The 12,552-nt window shown below is 39.3% G+C and carries 24 protein-coding genes; 12 read left to right on the forward strand and 12 right to left on the reverse strand.

Translation table 11 applies throughout. The features are described from left to right. Positions 1 to 32: 32 nt before the first annotated feature. The 4 genes from NCY57_RS08260 (at position 33) to NCY57_RS08275 (ending at position 3,992) form a co-directional block, all read left to right on the forward strand. Positions 33 to 905: a carbohydrate ABC transporter permease gene (locus NCY57_RS08260; RefSeq protein ID WP_110103627.1), complete on the forward strand. Its 873-nt coding sequence runs from the start codon at positions 33 to 35 to the stop codon at positions 903 to 905. Between the two features lie 26 nt (positions 906 to 931). After that, positions 932 to 2,299, forward strand: coding sequence for a family 4 glycosyl hydrolase (locus NCY57_RS08265; protein WP_173733692.1), 1,368 nt, complete (start codon positions 932 to 934; stop codon positions 2,297 to 2,299). A 1-nt stretch (position 2,300) separates the two neighbouring features. Further along, complete coding sequence (locus tag NCY57_RS08270; RefSeq protein WP_021652941.1) at positions 2,301 to 3,212, forward strand: carbohydrate kinase family protein; 912 nt, start codon at positions 2,301 to 2,303, stop codon at positions 3,210 to 3,212. A 138-nt stretch (positions 3,213 to 3,350) separates the two neighbouring features. Continuing rightward, on the forward strand, positions 3,351 to 3,992 hold the full coding sequence (locus tag NCY57_RS08275) for a carboxypeptidase-like regulatory domain-containing protein (RefSeq protein ID WP_330605146.1): 642 nt from the start codon (positions 3,351 to 3,353) through the stop codon (positions 3,990 to 3,992). A gap of 21 nt (positions 3,993 to 4,013) precedes the next feature. Here NCY57_RS08275 and NCY57_RS08280 read toward each other — a convergent pair whose 3' ends face one another. From NCY57_RS08280 to NCY57_RS08315, 8 genes are all read right to left on the reverse strand, one after another. Beyond that, positions 4,014 to 5,633: a recombinase family protein gene (locus NCY57_RS08280; protein ID WP_250789603.1), complete on the reverse strand. Its 1,620-nt coding sequence runs from the start codon at positions 5,631 to 5,633 to the stop codon at positions 4,014 to 4,016. A gap of 137 nt (positions 5,634 to 5,770) precedes the next feature. Further along, on the reverse strand, positions 5,771 to 5,995 hold the full coding sequence (locus NCY57_RS08285) for a hypothetical protein (protein ID WP_173739674.1): 225 nt from the start codon (positions 5,993 to 5,995) through the stop codon (positions 5,771 to 5,773). Beyond that, the gene (locus tag NCY57_RS08290; protein ID WP_173739675.1) at positions 5,979 to 6,449 is read right to left on the reverse strand and encodes a helix-turn-helix domain-containing protein; all 471 of its coding nucleotides are present in this window, start codon (positions 6,447 to 6,449) and stop codon (positions 5,979 to 5,981) included. The genes NCY57_RS08285 and NCY57_RS08290 overlap by 17 nt, the downstream gene beginning before the upstream one ends. Next, on the reverse strand, positions 6,450 to 6,857 hold the full coding sequence (locus tag NCY57_RS08295) for a hypothetical protein (protein ID WP_173739676.1): 408 nt from the start codon (positions 6,855 to 6,857) through the stop codon (positions 6,450 to 6,452). Between the two features lie 91 nt (positions 6,858 to 6,948). Continuing rightward, entirely contained in the window at positions 6,949 to 7,416 is a 468-nt protein-coding gene (locus NCY57_RS08300; RefSeq protein ID WP_173739677.1) for an ImmA/IrrE family metallo-endopeptidase, read from the reverse strand. Between the two features lie 19 nt (positions 7,417 to 7,435). Then, complete coding sequence (locus tag NCY57_RS08305; protein WP_173739678.1) at positions 7,436 to 7,735, reverse strand: DUF2442 domain-containing protein; 300 nt, start codon at positions 7,733 to 7,735, stop codon at positions 7,436 to 7,438. Between the two features lie 13 nt (positions 7,736 to 7,748). Then, entirely contained in the window at positions 7,749 to 8,015 is a 267-nt protein-coding gene (locus NCY57_RS08310; protein WP_173739679.1) for a DUF4160 domain-containing protein, read from the reverse strand. A gap of 15 nt (positions 8,016 to 8,030) precedes the next feature. Next, complete coding sequence (locus NCY57_RS08315; protein ID WP_173739680.1) at positions 8,031 to 8,519, reverse strand: helix-turn-helix domain-containing protein; 489 nt, start codon at positions 8,517 to 8,519, stop codon at positions 8,031 to 8,033. A 144-nt stretch (positions 8,520 to 8,663) separates the two neighbouring features. Between NCY57_RS08315 and NCY57_RS08320 the strand changes: the two genes are divergently transcribed. Both NCY57_RS08320 and NCY57_RS08325 read left to right on the forward strand, forming a co-directional pair. Further along, positions 8,664 to 8,858 carry a helix-turn-helix transcriptional regulator gene (locus NCY57_RS08320; RefSeq protein WP_173739681.1) on the forward strand — a complete coding sequence of 65 codons (195 nt, stop codon included), beginning with the start codon at positions 8,664 to 8,666 and terminating at the stop codon, positions 8,856 to 8,858. A gap of 347 nt (positions 8,859 to 9,205) precedes the next feature. After that, positions 9,206 to 9,436: a hypothetical protein gene (locus NCY57_RS08325; protein ID WP_173739682.1), complete on the forward strand. Its 231-nt coding sequence runs from the start codon at positions 9,206 to 9,208 to the stop codon at positions 9,434 to 9,436. On the opposite strand, the gene NCY57_RS08330 is transcribed toward NCY57_RS08325, so the two are convergent. Then, entirely contained in the window at positions 9,403 to 9,834 is a 432-nt protein-coding gene (locus NCY57_RS08330; RefSeq protein ID WP_173739683.1) for a hypothetical protein, read from the reverse strand. The genes NCY57_RS08325 and NCY57_RS08330 overlap by 34 nt on opposite strands. Positions 9,835 to 9,979: 145 nt before the next feature. On the opposite strand from NCY57_RS08330, the gene NCY57_RS08335 reads away from it, so the two are divergent. Together NCY57_RS08335 and NCY57_RS08340 are read left to right on the forward strand one after the other, a co-directional pair. Further along, complete coding sequence (locus NCY57_RS08335; protein ID WP_173739684.1) at positions 9,980 to 10,159, forward strand: hypothetical protein; 180 nt, start codon at positions 9,980 to 9,982, stop codon at positions 10,157 to 10,159. A 207-nt stretch (positions 10,160 to 10,366) separates the two neighbouring features. After that, entirely contained in the window at positions 10,367 to 10,543 is a 177-nt protein-coding gene (locus tag NCY57_RS08340; protein WP_173739685.1) for a hypothetical protein, read from the forward strand. On the opposite strand, the gene NCY57_RS08345 is transcribed toward NCY57_RS08340, so the two are convergent. Then, on the reverse strand, positions 10,538 to 10,921 hold the full coding sequence (locus tag NCY57_RS08345) for a DUF2513 domain-containing protein (RefSeq protein WP_144092863.1): 384 nt from the start codon (positions 10,919 to 10,921) through the stop codon (positions 10,538 to 10,540). The genes NCY57_RS08340 and NCY57_RS08345 overlap by 6 nt on opposite strands. A gap of 110 nt (positions 10,922 to 11,031) precedes the next feature. Here NCY57_RS08345 and NCY57_RS08350 point away from each other — a divergent pair, with 110 nt between their 5' ends. Beyond that, entirely contained in the window at positions 11,032 to 11,361 is a 330-nt protein-coding gene (locus tag NCY57_RS08350; RefSeq protein ID WP_173739686.1) for a hypothetical protein, read from the forward strand. Here the strand turns inward: NCY57_RS08350 and NCY57_RS08355 are convergent. Continuing rightward, on the reverse strand, positions 11,347 to 11,532 hold the full coding sequence (locus NCY57_RS08355; RefSeq protein WP_173739687.1) for a hypothetical protein: 186 nt from the start codon (positions 11,530 to 11,532) through the stop codon (positions 11,347 to 11,349). The two genes, NCY57_RS08350 and NCY57_RS08355, sit on opposite strands and share 15 nt — an antisense overlap. A 126-nt stretch (positions 11,533 to 11,658) precedes the next feature. Here NCY57_RS08355 and NCY57_RS08360 point away from each other — a divergent pair, with 126 nt between their 5' ends. Beyond that, positions 11,659 to 11,856 carry a hypothetical protein gene (locus NCY57_RS08360; RefSeq protein ID WP_092070855.1) on the forward strand — a complete coding sequence of 66 codons (198 nt, stop codon included), beginning with the start codon at positions 11,659 to 11,661 and terminating at the stop codon, positions 11,854 to 11,856. Here NCY57_RS08360 and NCY57_RS08365 read toward each other — a convergent pair. Further along, positions 11,846 to 11,995 (reverse strand): hypothetical protein, encoded by a 150-nt coding sequence (locus tag NCY57_RS08365; RefSeq protein WP_173739688.1) that lies wholly within the window; start codon positions 11,993 to 11,995, stop codon positions 11,846 to 11,848. The two genes, NCY57_RS08360 and NCY57_RS08365, sit on opposite strands and share 11 nt — an antisense overlap. 162 nt (positions 11,996 to 12,157) lie before the next feature. Between NCY57_RS08365 and NCY57_RS08370 the strand changes: the two genes are divergently transcribed. Then, positions 12,158 to 12,313, forward strand: a complete 156-nt coding sequence (locus NCY57_RS08370) for a hypothetical protein (protein ID WP_173739689.1) — start codon at positions 12,158 to 12,160, stop codon at positions 12,311 to 12,313. A 15-nt stretch (positions 12,314 to 12,328) separates the two neighbouring features. Further along, positions 12,329 to 12,535 carry a hypothetical protein gene (locus NCY57_RS08375; protein ID WP_118625593.1) on the forward strand — a complete coding sequence of 69 codons (207 nt, stop codon included), beginning with the start codon at positions 12,329 to 12,331 and terminating at the stop codon, positions 12,533 to 12,535. The last annotated feature ends 17 nt before the right edge of the window (positions 12,536 to 12,552 follow it).

The following is a 12,552-nucleotide window of genomic DNA, read 5'->3' on the forward strand; positions in this document are numbered from 1 at the left end:
CTAAGAACAGACTGAAACAGGAGAGATGAGAAATGAAAGTTAAAAAATGGAAACTGGCAAGCTTTCTTTTGCCGTGTCTGCTCCTTTTTGCATTGATTTACCTGGCTCCGATGTGTATGGTGTTTGGAAGTTCATTTTTTGAATGGAAAGCAGGCGGTGTATTTAAATTTATTGGACTGGATAATTATATCAATGCTTTCCGGAACGACGCACGAATGCTTACAGCACTGAAGAATACGGGAATCTGGGTTGTGCTTCAGTCTGTTGTGCATGTGATGCTAGGAACTGTGATCGCGTTTATGCTTTCAAAAAGAAAAAAAGGTTGGAAAGTCCTCAGAACTATCTATATGATCCCGAATGTGGTATCTGCAGCGGCACTGGCTGTTATTTTCCTGAATGTATTTAATGCGCAGTATGGTATTATCAATTCTTTTGTAAAAACAGTAACCGGGAAACCATTTATGAAAAACTGGTTCTTTGATCAGAACAGTGCCTTTATCACAGTTACATGGAGCTGGCTTCTGTATACAGGAATGATCATCATTCTTGTGCTTGCAGGTGTTCTGTCCATTCCCGAGGATGTTGTGGAAGCGGCCAAGATCGATGGTGCTACAGACATGCAGATCAATATGAAGATTCGTCTCCCACTGATCCGTACTATTATTGGAACCTGTGAGATTCTGGCGGCAACCAGTATGCTGAGAGAATTTGAACTCATTTATCTGACAACCAACGGAGGGCCGGGAGATACAACACTGAATCTTCCACTATACCTGTACAAAACATCTATGACAGATAATAATTATGGTTATGCCAACATGATGGGAGTAATTCTTATTATTGCAGGGGTAATTGTAGTAAGTGCCATTAATCGGTTGTTTAAGATGAATGAGGCAGACTACTAAAAAGACAGAAAGAGGAGGAATTACAGATGAAAATAGCAGTAATCGGCGGTGGTGGAGTACGTTCCATGTTTTTGGCAAAAAGCCTTGCTCAGAGCAGTTTGGAATTGGGGATCAACCAAGTGATTTTTATGGATAATGATCCAAAGAAGCTTAATATCTATGGTAAAATGGCACAGCAGGTTGCAAAACGTCTGCAGCCAGACTTGCAGCTGGAACTTACCGGCGACCCTGTAGAAGCCATTAAAGATGCAGATTATATCATAACAACGATTCGTGTTGGAGAGGATGATATGCGTATCCAGGATGAACGAGTAGCTCTGAATCTGGGGGTTCTGGGGCAGGAAACTACCGGTGCGGCAGGGTTTTCTTTTGCTATGCGTTCTGTGCCGGCTCTGGTAAAATATTGTGAGCTTGCAAAAAAATACGCTTCTCCGGATGTAAAGATCTTTAACTTTACCAACCCAGCGGGAGTAGTATCTCAGACTCTGCGTGATATGGGATATGATTTTACCTATGGTATCTGCGATGCTCCAAGTAGTCTTCTCCATTCCTTTGCAAAAATGTATAAGGTTCCGCAAAATTCTGTGACGGGAGACTGCTATGGATTGAATCATCTTTCTTTTTTTGACAGTATTAAGCTGGATGGAAAAGAGATTTTGCCGGAGCTTTTAAAAGATGAAAGATTGTATACGGATACAGATATGCGTTTCTTTAAAAAAGATCTGGTAGAGCATATGGGATGTATTCTTAATGAATATTTGTATTATTTTTATTACAGAGAAGAAGCAGTTCAGCATATTTTGGATGCGGGTATCACCAGGGGAGAAGTGATCCGTGATGTGAATATCCATATGACGGAGGAACTGTCACACATGGATGTCGAAAATGATTTTGAAAACTGCCTGAAGGTTTATGATAAGTGGTATGGCAAACGTGAAGATGCTTATATGGCAAATGAGACCGGCGTATCCAGAGCAAAAGAACCCTATCATTTTGATATTTATGCAAAGGATGATGGAGGCTATGCAGGTGTTGCCCTGAAATATATCCGTTCCAAATTAAGTGGAAAAGACAGTGAGATGATCCTTTGTGTACCGAATAACGGAGCAATTCCGGGACTCCTTAATACAGACATTGTGGAAGTTACATGTGATCTTAAAGATGGTGAGATGATTCCGCATAAAGTCCCAAATCCCGGGGAATTGCAGATGGAACTTATTCGCAGGGTGAAGATTTACGAAAGGCTGGCTTCTGAAGCAATCCGTACAAGAAGCATTAGTAAAGCAATTGACTGCCTTATGGTGCATCCTCTTGTCAATTCCTACTCACTGGCCAAGAAACTGGTGGAAACATATTTAGCCACAAATAAAGACTATATGGAGGAATGGAACTGATATGAGTTTTGTAGGTGGCGTAGGCTATTCCAATATTGATCTGATCTATTCTGGTCTTGATAGACTGCCTGATAAGGGAGAGGAGATTTTCGCCAGAGGATTTTCCATGCAGTTTGGTGGTGGGATTCCGGCTACCATGATCAATCTTTCAAGGCTTGGAGTTGAGTCCAGAATTATTACTTTTGCAGGGCATGATCTTTTTTCGGAATTTGTGAAAAAAACACTGAATAGCTATCCGGTAAAAACTGTGAATCTTTATAAAGGAAACAAGATGCCGGTGGTGCTGTCTTCCACCTTGCTATATTGTGGTGACAGAAGTTTTATTTCATATACAGACGGAATGGATCTTAATGATGCTGTTATGGATGAAGTTTATGAAAATCTGAAAGGTGCATATGTGGTAGATATGCATGTTGGATTTTTAGATGTGTATAAAAGACTGAAAAAAGATGGTTGTATCCAGATTTTTGATACGGGATGGGAAGATGATCTGACATTGGAAAAATACAAGGATTATCTGGAAATTGCAGATTATTATATTCCCAACCAGAAAGAGGCCATGAAGATTACAGGAACGTCCAGTGTGGAAGAGGCTGCTGACATTCTGTCGGAATTTTTTTCTGACGTGACGATCAAAATGGACAAGGAAGGGTGCCTGCTTAAAAATAAGGATGGAATAAAAATCATATCTTCTGTACAAAATGTAAAAGCTATTGATGCAACAGGAGCAGGAGATGCATTTATGAGTGGCTTTATTTATGGACTTTATCATCATTATCCAATTGAACAGTGCATTAAGTTTGGAAATGTAACAGGAAGTGCGTGTGTTCAGGGAATGGGCTGTATCAGCAATTTTGTCAATGAAGAACAGCTCTTGGAAATTGCGGGAACGCTAGAAGTCAGAGAACTTTGAAGAGGTGGAAAAAATTTATAATCTGTAACTGAAAAAGGTGTCTCTTATTTGTATATCAGGTAAGAGACATTTTTTTTATGCAAACATATACTAGCAGAGAACCAGTGTGCTTTCAGGCACAAAAAGGAGCCTCTGTTTATGAAAAATCATTCTTATATTTCCATGCAGCAGGATATGCCGGATCAGGGACAGCTGCAGGTGACGGTGCTGGACAGTGCCAGTAACCGTCCGGTGGAAAATGCTACAGTGCGGATCTCGTACACAGGAGTCCCGGATAATGTGATCGAAGAAATCCGTACGGATTCCTCCGGAAAAACGCCCATGCTGGAGCTAGCAGCTCCTCCACTGGAATACAGCATGAAACCGGTGGAGCAGCAGCCTTATGCAGAATATACAGTTCGGATCAGTGCAGAAGGTTTTACACCAAAAGAAGTTGCCGGGACAGAAGTTCTTCCCCATTCCATTGCCAGGCAGGGAGCATCCCTTAGCAGACAGCAGGGTAGTGGAGAGGACTATCAGCGGATCGTCATCGGACCCCATACGCTTTTTGGGGAATATCCTCCCAAAAATCCGGAAGCAGAGATCAAGCCGATAAATGAAACCGGCGAGATCGTATTAAACAAAGTGGTGATCCCGGAGTATATCGTAGTCCACGACGGGCCAATAGGGGATACCTCTGCACAGGATTATTATGTAAGATATAAGGATTATATCAAAAACGTGGCCAGCAGTGAGATCTACGCAACTTGGCCGGAGGACACGATACGTGCCAATGTGTAGGTACATAAAGGCTACCCACACTTACTTTTGCTGGATTTTCGGATAAATATCTAAAGTAAAAGAGATGTCATCGCCATTTTTCCATGTATTTTTTGCGTTTTTAGTATAAACAGCCTTTTCTATCAATTCACGGAGAAATCGGTTCTTTGTAGAGGTATCCCACGTCCAGTAATTTGCGAGAAGATCCTCGCACTTGGGAATAAAAGAGGAACGTTGAAACTGAAGTTCCTGTTCATGTTCAATTTCTTGCTTCAGAGAAAGAATTACTGCATCGCAGGCAGACAGCTCGGCAGCAGTAGCACGGGAGCGTTCAAGAAATTCTTCCGTGGAGTAAATTCCCTGTTCAAGAAGATCGTACTGCCTTTGTTTCCTTTTCTTTAAAATATCAATTTCTTTTAATTTTCCTTGAATCATTTTTTCTCTTTCAGAAATAGAAAGAGAATACTCCTGATCGGAAACACTGTTATTTAGTCTGTAGCCATCTACAAGCTCTTGGATTCCGTCAAGAAGAGCTTTTTCAACAAGAGGAAGCTTGCTGCTTATATTGCTACAAGAACTGTATGGGCACCGGATCAGATCACCCTGTCTTCCGTTAGGGGATTTACGAGTCATAACATGATCACATTTTCCACAACGAACAATACCGGCAAGAGGGTTACGAAGAACATGCAAAGAGTTAAGCGGCCGTGCAGGATTTTTGTTTACGATATCTTGAGCTTGCTGAAAGAGTTCCCTTGATACAATAGCAGGATGCCTGCCTTTGACAAGAATATAATCCTGAGCGAAAGGACGGGAGATAGTTATTTGCCCATCCTTTATATGCTTTACTGCTTTCCGACTGTTCCATCGTATCATTCCTTCATATACTGGATTTCTGAGAATTGCCTGCACACGAGAAATGGTCCATAGGCCACCATCCATGGTCTTGACTCCGGAATCATTTAATTTACGGCAGATCTTAGCCATTCCAATTCGTTCGCCGGATACTCCATGGACATATAAATTGAATATAAGTTTGACAATCTCTGCCTGGTCAGGAACAGGCTGCAGTGTCCATCCTTTTTCACCAACAAGTTTTACACGGGAATATCCATAAGGCGGCTTACTGCCGCAATATTTTCCTTCTTTTGCGGAAGATTCGCGACCCGCAGTGAGACGGCGGCGAATGGTCTTGTATTCACGCCGGGACATAAAAAGTCCGAATTCAAAATACTCTTCGTCGTATTCGTTGTTTGGATCGTAAGTTTTAAGTGGAGTAATGATTAATGTGTTGGAGTATTGGAAAGATCTGGCAACAACACCCTGGTCAATGGTATCACCTCTGGCCAGACGTTCCACTTCAACAACAAGGACGCCATCCCACATACCGGATTCAACTTCACGAAGAAGTTGTTGCATAACAGGCCTTGCAGAAATCGTCTCACCGGAAACGATCTCTTTATAGATTGCCCCTACATTATAGCTACGCTTTTTTGCAAGATCCAACAGGATCCGCTCGTGTCGGGCGAGAGTTTCACCTTCGCCCCTGGCCTCGGCTTCCCGATCAGCACGGGACTTACGCAGGTAGATACATACATTTAAAAGTTCCATAATATCACCTCGGTTTAAAATATATAAAATGGGTACAAAAATAACGACCACACAAATGTTCTGATTGTGCAGCCGCTCCGAAGATGATACAATATTTTTGTGAAATGAGGTATCTCTTCGGAGATCCATCACCGTCCCGGTATTGGCGTACTGGGGCGGTTTTTATTTGCTTCATTTGAAAGAAATATTTAAGAATCAGAATCATTATCTGACGGATCTTGAAATTCAAGTATGGCATTAGCTAATGTAAGAGCACATTCTTTATCTAGGATAATGCTTGCAATTTCATTGGTTTGTACAGTTGGTTCAGAACCGGGAATGTTTTCAATGGGCTCTTCCTGACGTAATTTGATAACATAATTTCCTTTTTGGGTATTGTAAGCACAATAAAAAGAATCAACGAACTGTAGCATAATGATATACCTCCTGTTTTTGAATTGTTTGAATAATGTTTCGATTTGAATTAGTTGAAATATAGCTTTTGGAAGAATAAGAAGGAGCATCTGCTTGGTAACAAACAGTTTTAGTAAAAGTAGCAGGCGTTGTGTAATCCAGACTTTTACTTTGGAGTTTTAAAGAAGCATTACAAAACGAGATATTTACATCCAAATTTAAAGTAGATGCAATTTCAGCTACTTTCTTAAGTGAAAAGTTACAGTTACCACGTTCCCAGCGAGATACTAAAGCCTGAGATACGTTTATGTGTTTGGCAAACTCAGCCTGCGTCATGTGTAATTTTAAACGTTCCTTGACAATTGCGGATGAAATTTGAGACATAAGTTTTGTTGAAATAATGTCTTCGGGCGTAATAGAATCAGCAAACAATGACAAAAGAACGCTTAAATCATTGCTTTTTTCTTTATCCATTTATTTCCCCTCCTTAAAGTAATTGAGACGTTCTTGTAATGTAGGTATCTTTTGAGAATAGTCAGTTGCTTTCTTTCCAGCACGTTCATTGAATGCTGATAATAAAAAGGATTTCCCGTTATTATCAATATAAACAAGAAAACGGATATTAAATTGCTGTCTCTGCAAATGGATAGAAAAGAAATCATGACCATCTCCCTGTAGTCTTTCGTGGCTATCTATACTTGCAATCGCCAAGCCATAACAGGAAAGATAATCTAATTGCCTAATGAGAATATCAAAAAATTGTTTTTCCTTACCTTTTAAATCTTTCTGAAGAAGAGCTGTGAGTTCTTTAAAAAACAAAGGGTGGATTGCAAAATTTCCCAAATACTCTTCCAGAAGTTTTAGTGCTTCATCCTTATTCATTTACACCTCTATAATATTACATATATGTAATAAAATCAAATAAAATACATTTTTTTCACAAATTATTTACAAAGTACAAAAGACACCCCTATTATAAAAGATCAATTCTCATCACAGCTAACTGTGGAATAAAATAGATCATATAATTATCCAAAGCGATATACTGCCCGTATTTGGAACGATAGCAGTCAATCACTTCAATGAGATAATCCTTCGGCACATCCAGATACTCAGCCATTTCATGAAGATTTCGGCAGCGGGCTTCATAGGATTTGATGATCCCGATCAGGCCAACCCGGAGGTTATAGCCGTAAAGTCTGGCACGGTATTCCTGCTTCTGGTTCATCACATCAGTTGACTGTTCCAGGATATTGCCAGTAGTGGTGTAGTGGTGACCAAGTTCTTCAGCCAGCACACAGGACTTTTCAGCCTGAGTGTCAATACTTTTTCGAATAGCAATGCGATTGCCACGGATCAGACCATCATGTTTTTGAAGTGGACGTTCTTTTACCGTAAGACCGGCCTGATCGGCAGTAGTTAAAAGTTGTTCGTAGGTCAAATAAATCAGTCCTTTTAATTCAAATTACGGATTTTAAAGACGGATACGCATAACTATGCTCGTACATATACTCAGGAGCACAGTCAATATCTTCGTCCATCCAGGTGACAACTCCATCTACGATTTTGCAGTCTTTGAATATTTTTTCATCAGTTAATGGAGCGAAAGCGGGGCCGTTTAATACTGAAGCATCAAAAAGTCTCTGCTCACCAGTTGAAAAAGTGAGAAGCATCATCATATCATCCAATGGCTTTACTGCAATAATCTGTACATTTTCCGGGCGTTCACTAGCGTAAACAATTCCATTTGAAATAAACATAAAGAATTCCTCCTTACTGTAAAGGCTTAATCTTATCAAAGTGTTCGCCTCTGACAGCTTTGTTCCAAGCTGCATAAGCTTCATCTTCGTGCAGAGCAAGCCAACCGACCAGCATTTTAAACTGTTTTTGCGGAAGCGATCCAGCAAGCAGTTCACCGTCAATACCAACAGAAGCTTTGTATTCACCGTAAGTAACATGGACATGCGGCTTATTATGCTGGACAGTGTCATTAAATAACATTTTAATAACCATCCCCTCAAATCTACTTAATTCTGGCATTTGCATTTCCCCTTTCTATTCCCATTGAGAATCATCGTTCATAATATCCAGATCATGCTGAACACCTTCAGGAGTTTGTTCTACATCTGTTCTGACGTGAGCAGCGAGAAGATCTTCCTCCATCTGTTGGGTGGAGAGAAGGTTCTTTGAATATGTGAAAACTTTTCTCTGGTTGTGTGGCGTAAGCTGTTCACATACTTCAATGATTTCCTTGCATTGAGTAGAATACACTGGTGTTTGGGGTGAATCTATATCATTTTCAATAAGCTGTACAGATTGTTTCCCATCCAACATTTTTAATAAAGCATCAAGTTCTATTCCCATACCAGAAGCAACTTTTGCCATAGAAGGTAGTGTTGGAGAAATTGGACGATTGTTTCTCGGATTAATATTGTTTTCAAGCATAGAAATATACCCTTTACTGAGAGAACAAGCACTTGCAAATTCTCCTATTGTAATGTTATTTCGTTCACGATAATTTTTTATAATATCACCTAATGTCATTGCTTCACCTCGTTTTGTTTAGTATATTGTACAACATGTTGAAAAAACAGTCAATAAAAATGTTCAACATACTTGACAGGTTATGTTGTAGGTGCTATTATACAAACAGTTCAACATGGTGAACAGAAAGGAGATGATTAATAAATGGGTTACAAGATAAGAGAATGTAGGAAAGAAAAAAAGATGTCACAATGTGAACTAGCGGAAAAAAGTGGAGTATCACGGACAGTTATCTCTGGGTTGGAGTGTGGATCAATTACAACAACTACAACAGATACTCTTTTAAAGATAGCAAGAGCTCTCAATAAAAAAGTAGCAGATATTTTTTTTGAAACATAGTTCAACATGTTGAAAAGCCAAAAATAAACACAGATATAGAAAAGAAGGTGAAGGGAGATAGAAGAAAAGGTGACTGTATCAAAGAAAGTGTGGATATCATTACTTTCAACCATGCTGACATTAGCTACTTTTTCAGCGTGCTGGTGGCTTCATAAAATGTTTTTTCTTATTTTAGTTTGTACATTTTACTCTACAAAGAAGCTTATCGGTGAAGTAATTGGAAACATAAAGTTTGAAGATGAGAAAGCTGATTAGCATTTTATGAAAGATATTACAACAGTATTACAGGAAAGAAGAGTTACAGGACAACCATTGAGGCCCGCAAGGCCGGATAGGAGGGGATTGAGATGCAACAAATAACAGAGAACTCATTAAATGTTTGCGCAAATGGAATTACAAGCGAGGAAATAAGTGAAATTCGAAATTGTATTAGAAGGATTGCCAGGAGAAGAGAGTTAGAAGGAAAGAAAGAACTTAACTGGAGACTGGAACTCAATTCCAGAAAATATGTGCCCCGCAAGAAACGGGACACAAAAGAGAAAATTTATTTAACGGAAACAACACCTTTGAGAAAATGAGCAAGTTTGGCTTGAAGATTACGAAATTCAACAGCATCTTTTTTCATTTCGCGTTTTTCTTCAGAAGTATATGAATCATTCGTGGATTCTTGTTTAATGAATTGAAGTGTATTTGATAAAGCGTTTTCAAGGAGACCAAGCTCTTTGTAGGTGAAAAGCAGAGTACCACACAAATCATCGACCGAATGGCGGTTTGTAGTACTGTCTGGAAGATTATCTAGATCAATAGATTCAATTTCTTCGTAATCAACCGTCTCGAATTCATCAAGGGCATCAAAATGTAATGATTCTGGGAATTCATCATCTGCTGAGAGTTCAGTAATATCAACAAATGAGTAGCCGTCCTGCTTTATTTCAGCTAAACGAGAAAGAAGACTGGAAATATTATAAGTTGCCATAGAAATACCTCTTTTCTTTTTTTATTAGTGTACCAGCATGGATAATTAAAGAATAGAAGGAGAATGAGTAAAAGTCAATATGAAATAATGTTAGAAACAGTGAAAAAGTCAGAAGGGTGTCGAGGCCGGATAGGAGGTGAGAGAGGTGATAGTGATTATGGCATCCGTAATTGTATCAGCAATCACAGCCAAAATAGTAGCCACCTACTATTTCAAGAAAGTAGATGGCTATGTAAAAGAAATGTGTGAAATGACAATTAAAAGCAATGAAAATACGTTGGTTACTTTACGCAGACTTCAAAAAAATTCTTCCCAAGAGGAGTGAAAAAACCAAGATATTTATGAATAGTTGATCTTTTTGAAGCGTAAGAGCGAATAGCTTTTGAAGAAAAAGTCTTATAGTAATCGGTTTCCTCAAACGGAGTATAAACTGACTTATCTGAAAAAGAAGAGCTATGTCTGTAATAACAGAATAAGAGAAGAACAAGCAAAAGTCAACAATCAGAAAGAACCAGCTTAGGAGGTGAGAGAGGTGATAACAGCAGTTTTTGTTATATCAACAGCGATATGCGCCGTAGGGTGGCTGACTCGAAGCATTTCTTGTGCAGCACTTATCTATTATATCGAAAAAAGCGGATACAAACTTCCGGATAATCAGGATCTGGAAGAATGCACCCACTTCGCAGCAAAAAAGCTTTTTAAATTATAAGTTCAGTTTTTTTAAGACGAGGGATGTTATGACGCTATTTGCTACATTGGATATTACATCCAAAGACATGGAACCGATGGTTGTAAAAACAGGTTTTAATTTTTGATCCCATACGGTTTCTGACCGGATTTTTTCAAGAAACTCATGTCCTTGAAAAGTCATATCATAAACTCGAAATGTAATCAACTGGCCAGTAGGTGATCGTTCGTATTGAGCGTTGATATAGCCACCCTCAAACAATTTAATGAGGGTATACAAAACTTGTTCACGATCATGTGATGATATAGAGTTTTGAAATTCATCAGCTTTGTACGCACCCATATGAAATGTTTCAAGTTCAAGTAAAACATCACGTATACAGTCAGGTGTTAATTGCATGATATTTTCTCCTTTTTGAGATACTCGGGCATGCCAGTGCCCTGTAAGAAAAGAATAGGAGAGAAACAGTAGAAAGTCAATATTTATGTCAGACCAAGAGGAGAATTAGGATGGAAAACATAAGAAAACCACAAATATTAATTCAGACAGATGGAATTACAAACACAAAAATTTTCATTGACGGAAAAGAGCTTCCGGGAGTTGCAGGAGTGAGATTTTCACAGAGTTACAAAGAAAACAAAGGACTTCCTGTGTTACAGATCGAACTGAAAGCAACGAATGTTACGTTAGATGCAAAAATGCTCCCTGCATTGCCGGAACCATATAAAGGACAATACATATCAATCAGTAGACTGCTTGCATCGGGTGTAATTCCTAAAGATAAAATGGTAGAGCTTTGCAGGGAGAATGGAATAGAACTGGTTTTAGATACTCCTTAATTCATCTGGAGCAGAAGCGAGAATAGGACATTCGTCTTTACACGGAGATGAACAAGGGAGTTCGCTAATGCCTTTTTCCCATACATTAGTGTTGAAGACATATGTGGCTGATACCTTGATGTCCTTATTTGCTTTTGGACAAAAACCAGTTACAGAATACTTTCTTTCCATAAAGATCCTCCTTTCTTTGATACTCGGCATGGCAGTGCCTGTATTTACAGGATAGGAGCATACAGCTCGACAGTCAATGAAAGACGTTCGACAATTTGCTTAAATTTTTATAAAGAGGTGGAAAAAATGAACAGATTTGATCTCTTAAAACAGACAAATACAGATCTTGCAGCTCGCATAATTATAGAATTTGGAAAAAGATTCCACGATAATCCAGAAGCTTTAGTAGAACATCTGGAAAGCAAGATAACAGAAGAAGACCTGCGCCGGATTAATGATGCAGGTCGTAAGGAAGGGTTAAGACCGATCGTCTTTATCCCGTAGGCAATAGTAACAGCCATTTCCGTTTGGGCATCCCATCAATTTTGCATTCTGCTGTTTCATTATCCAAGTCGTGAATTTCGCCGGTATTGATATTAAGCAGAAAACGTTTGCCATTAAACGGTGTCTGAGATCTTCGCATAATCAACCCTCCTTCCATATGTACTCGGGTGTGTCAGCACCCTGTATATACAGAATAGGAGCGTACTGTTGAAAACACAAGAAAAAGCGTTCGACAAAGTAGTAAAAATTCTATAAACACAACAAATACAATCTTCATACGATAAAACAGGAGGTGAACCAGATGGCAGTTATCAAAGAAATCAAAAACGGATCCGGAGGAGTAATCCGGATCCACGACGACTACTGCAAGAACAACACTCCGGAAGACAACCAGAAGATCATAGATAACGTATCCCGGATAGTGAATGATTATTACATAAGAAAATCAGTGGGGTAGAGGAGACGAATAAAGATGCAGAAGAACTTAATCATCAGCCTGATTACAGGCCAGCTCGTAGCATTACTTCCACTCTGGGACTGGGGCGATAAGCTCACGTTCCTGACAGGAAGTATATGCATAACGATCGTGGCCATGATCACAATCACATGGCTGGAGGATAAAACCAGAACAATAAAAAGAGCCCTCACATCTGCAAATGTAAAGGGCTTACGAAATTAAAGACAACTTCAGTATAT

Source organism: Blautia sp. MB18-30, from assembly GCF_023669475.1.
Classification (GTDB): domain Bacteria; phylum Bacillota; class Clostridia; order Lachnospirales; family Lachnospiraceae; genus Blautia_A; species Blautia_A fusiformis.

Excerpts from the sequence above, each read along its gene's own strand:
- NCY57_RS08330 (WP_173739683.1), bottom strand. The coding sequence starts at position 9,834 with ATGGCAACTTATAATATTTCCAGTCTTCTTTCTCGTTTAGCTGAAATA.
- NCY57_RS08305 (WP_173739678.1), bottom strand. The coding sequence starts at position 7,735 with ATGTTTATTTCAAATGGAATTGTTTACGCTAGTGAACGCCCGGAAAAT.
- NCY57_RS08275 (WP_330605146.1), top strand. The coding sequence starts at position 3,351 with ATGAAAAATCATTCTTATATTTCCATGCAGCAGGATATGCCGGATCAG.
- NCY57_RS08365 (WP_173739688.1), bottom strand. The coding sequence starts at position 11,995 with ATGCGAAGATCTCAGACACCGTTTAATGGCAAACGTTTTCTGCTTAAT.
- NCY57_RS08360 (WP_092070855.1), top strand. The coding sequence starts at position 11,659 with ATGAACAGATTTGATCTCTTAAAACAGACAAATACAGATCTTGCAGCT.
- NCY57_RS08265 (WP_173733692.1), top strand. The coding sequence starts at position 932 with ATGAAAATAGCAGTAATCGGCGGTGGTGGAGTACGTTCCATGTTTTTG.
- NCY57_RS08320 (WP_173739681.1), top strand. The coding sequence starts at position 8,664 with ATGGGTTACAAGATAAGAGAATGTAGGAAAGAAAAAAAGATGTCACAA.
- NCY57_RS08375 (WP_118625593.1), top strand. The coding sequence starts at position 12,329 with ATGCAGAAGAACTTAATCATCAGCCTGATTACAGGCCAGCTCGTAGCA.
- NCY57_RS08290 (WP_173739675.1), bottom strand. The coding sequence starts at position 6,449 with ATGGATAAAGAAAAAAGCAATGATTTAAGCGTTCTTTTGTCATTGTTT.
- NCY57_RS08325 (WP_173739682.1), top strand. The coding sequence starts at position 9,206 with ATGCAACAAATAACAGAGAACTCATTAAATGTTTGCGCAAATGGAATT.
- NCY57_RS08285 (WP_173739674.1), bottom strand. The coding sequence starts at position 5,995 with ATGCTACAGTTCGTTGATTCTTTTTATTGTGCTTACAATACCCAAAAA.
- NCY57_RS08315 (WP_173739680.1), bottom strand. The coding sequence starts at position 8,519 with ATGACATTAGGTGATATTATAAAAAATTATCGTGAACGAAATAACATT.
- NCY57_RS08350 (WP_173739686.1), top strand. The coding sequence starts at position 11,032 with ATGGAAAACATAAGAAAACCACAAATATTAATTCAGACAGATGGAATT.
- NCY57_RS08270 (WP_021652941.1), top strand. The coding sequence starts at position 2,301 with ATGAGTTTTGTAGGTGGCGTAGGCTATTCCAATATTGATCTGATCTAT.
- NCY57_RS08260 (WP_110103627.1), top strand. The coding sequence starts at position 33 with ATGAAAGTTAAAAAATGGAAACTGGCAAGCTTTCTTTTGCCGTGTCTG.
- NCY57_RS08345 (WP_144092863.1), bottom strand. The coding sequence starts at position 10,921 with ATGCAATTAACACCTGACTGTATACGTGATGTTTTACTTGAACTTGAA.
- NCY57_RS08355 (WP_173739687.1), bottom strand. The coding sequence starts at position 11,532 with ATGGAAAGAAAGTATTCTGTAACTGGTTTTTGTCCAAAAGCAAATAAG.
- NCY57_RS08295 (WP_173739676.1), bottom strand. The coding sequence starts at position 6,857 with ATGAATAAGGATGAAGCACTAAAACTTCTGGAAGAGTATTTGGGAAAT.
- NCY57_RS08310 (WP_173739679.1), bottom strand. The coding sequence starts at position 8,015 with ATGCCAGAATTAAGTAGATTTGAGGGGATGGTTATTAAAATGTTATTT.
- NCY57_RS08370 (WP_173739689.1), top strand. The coding sequence starts at position 12,158 with ATGGCAGTTATCAAAGAAATCAAAAACGGATCCGGAGGAGTAATCCGG.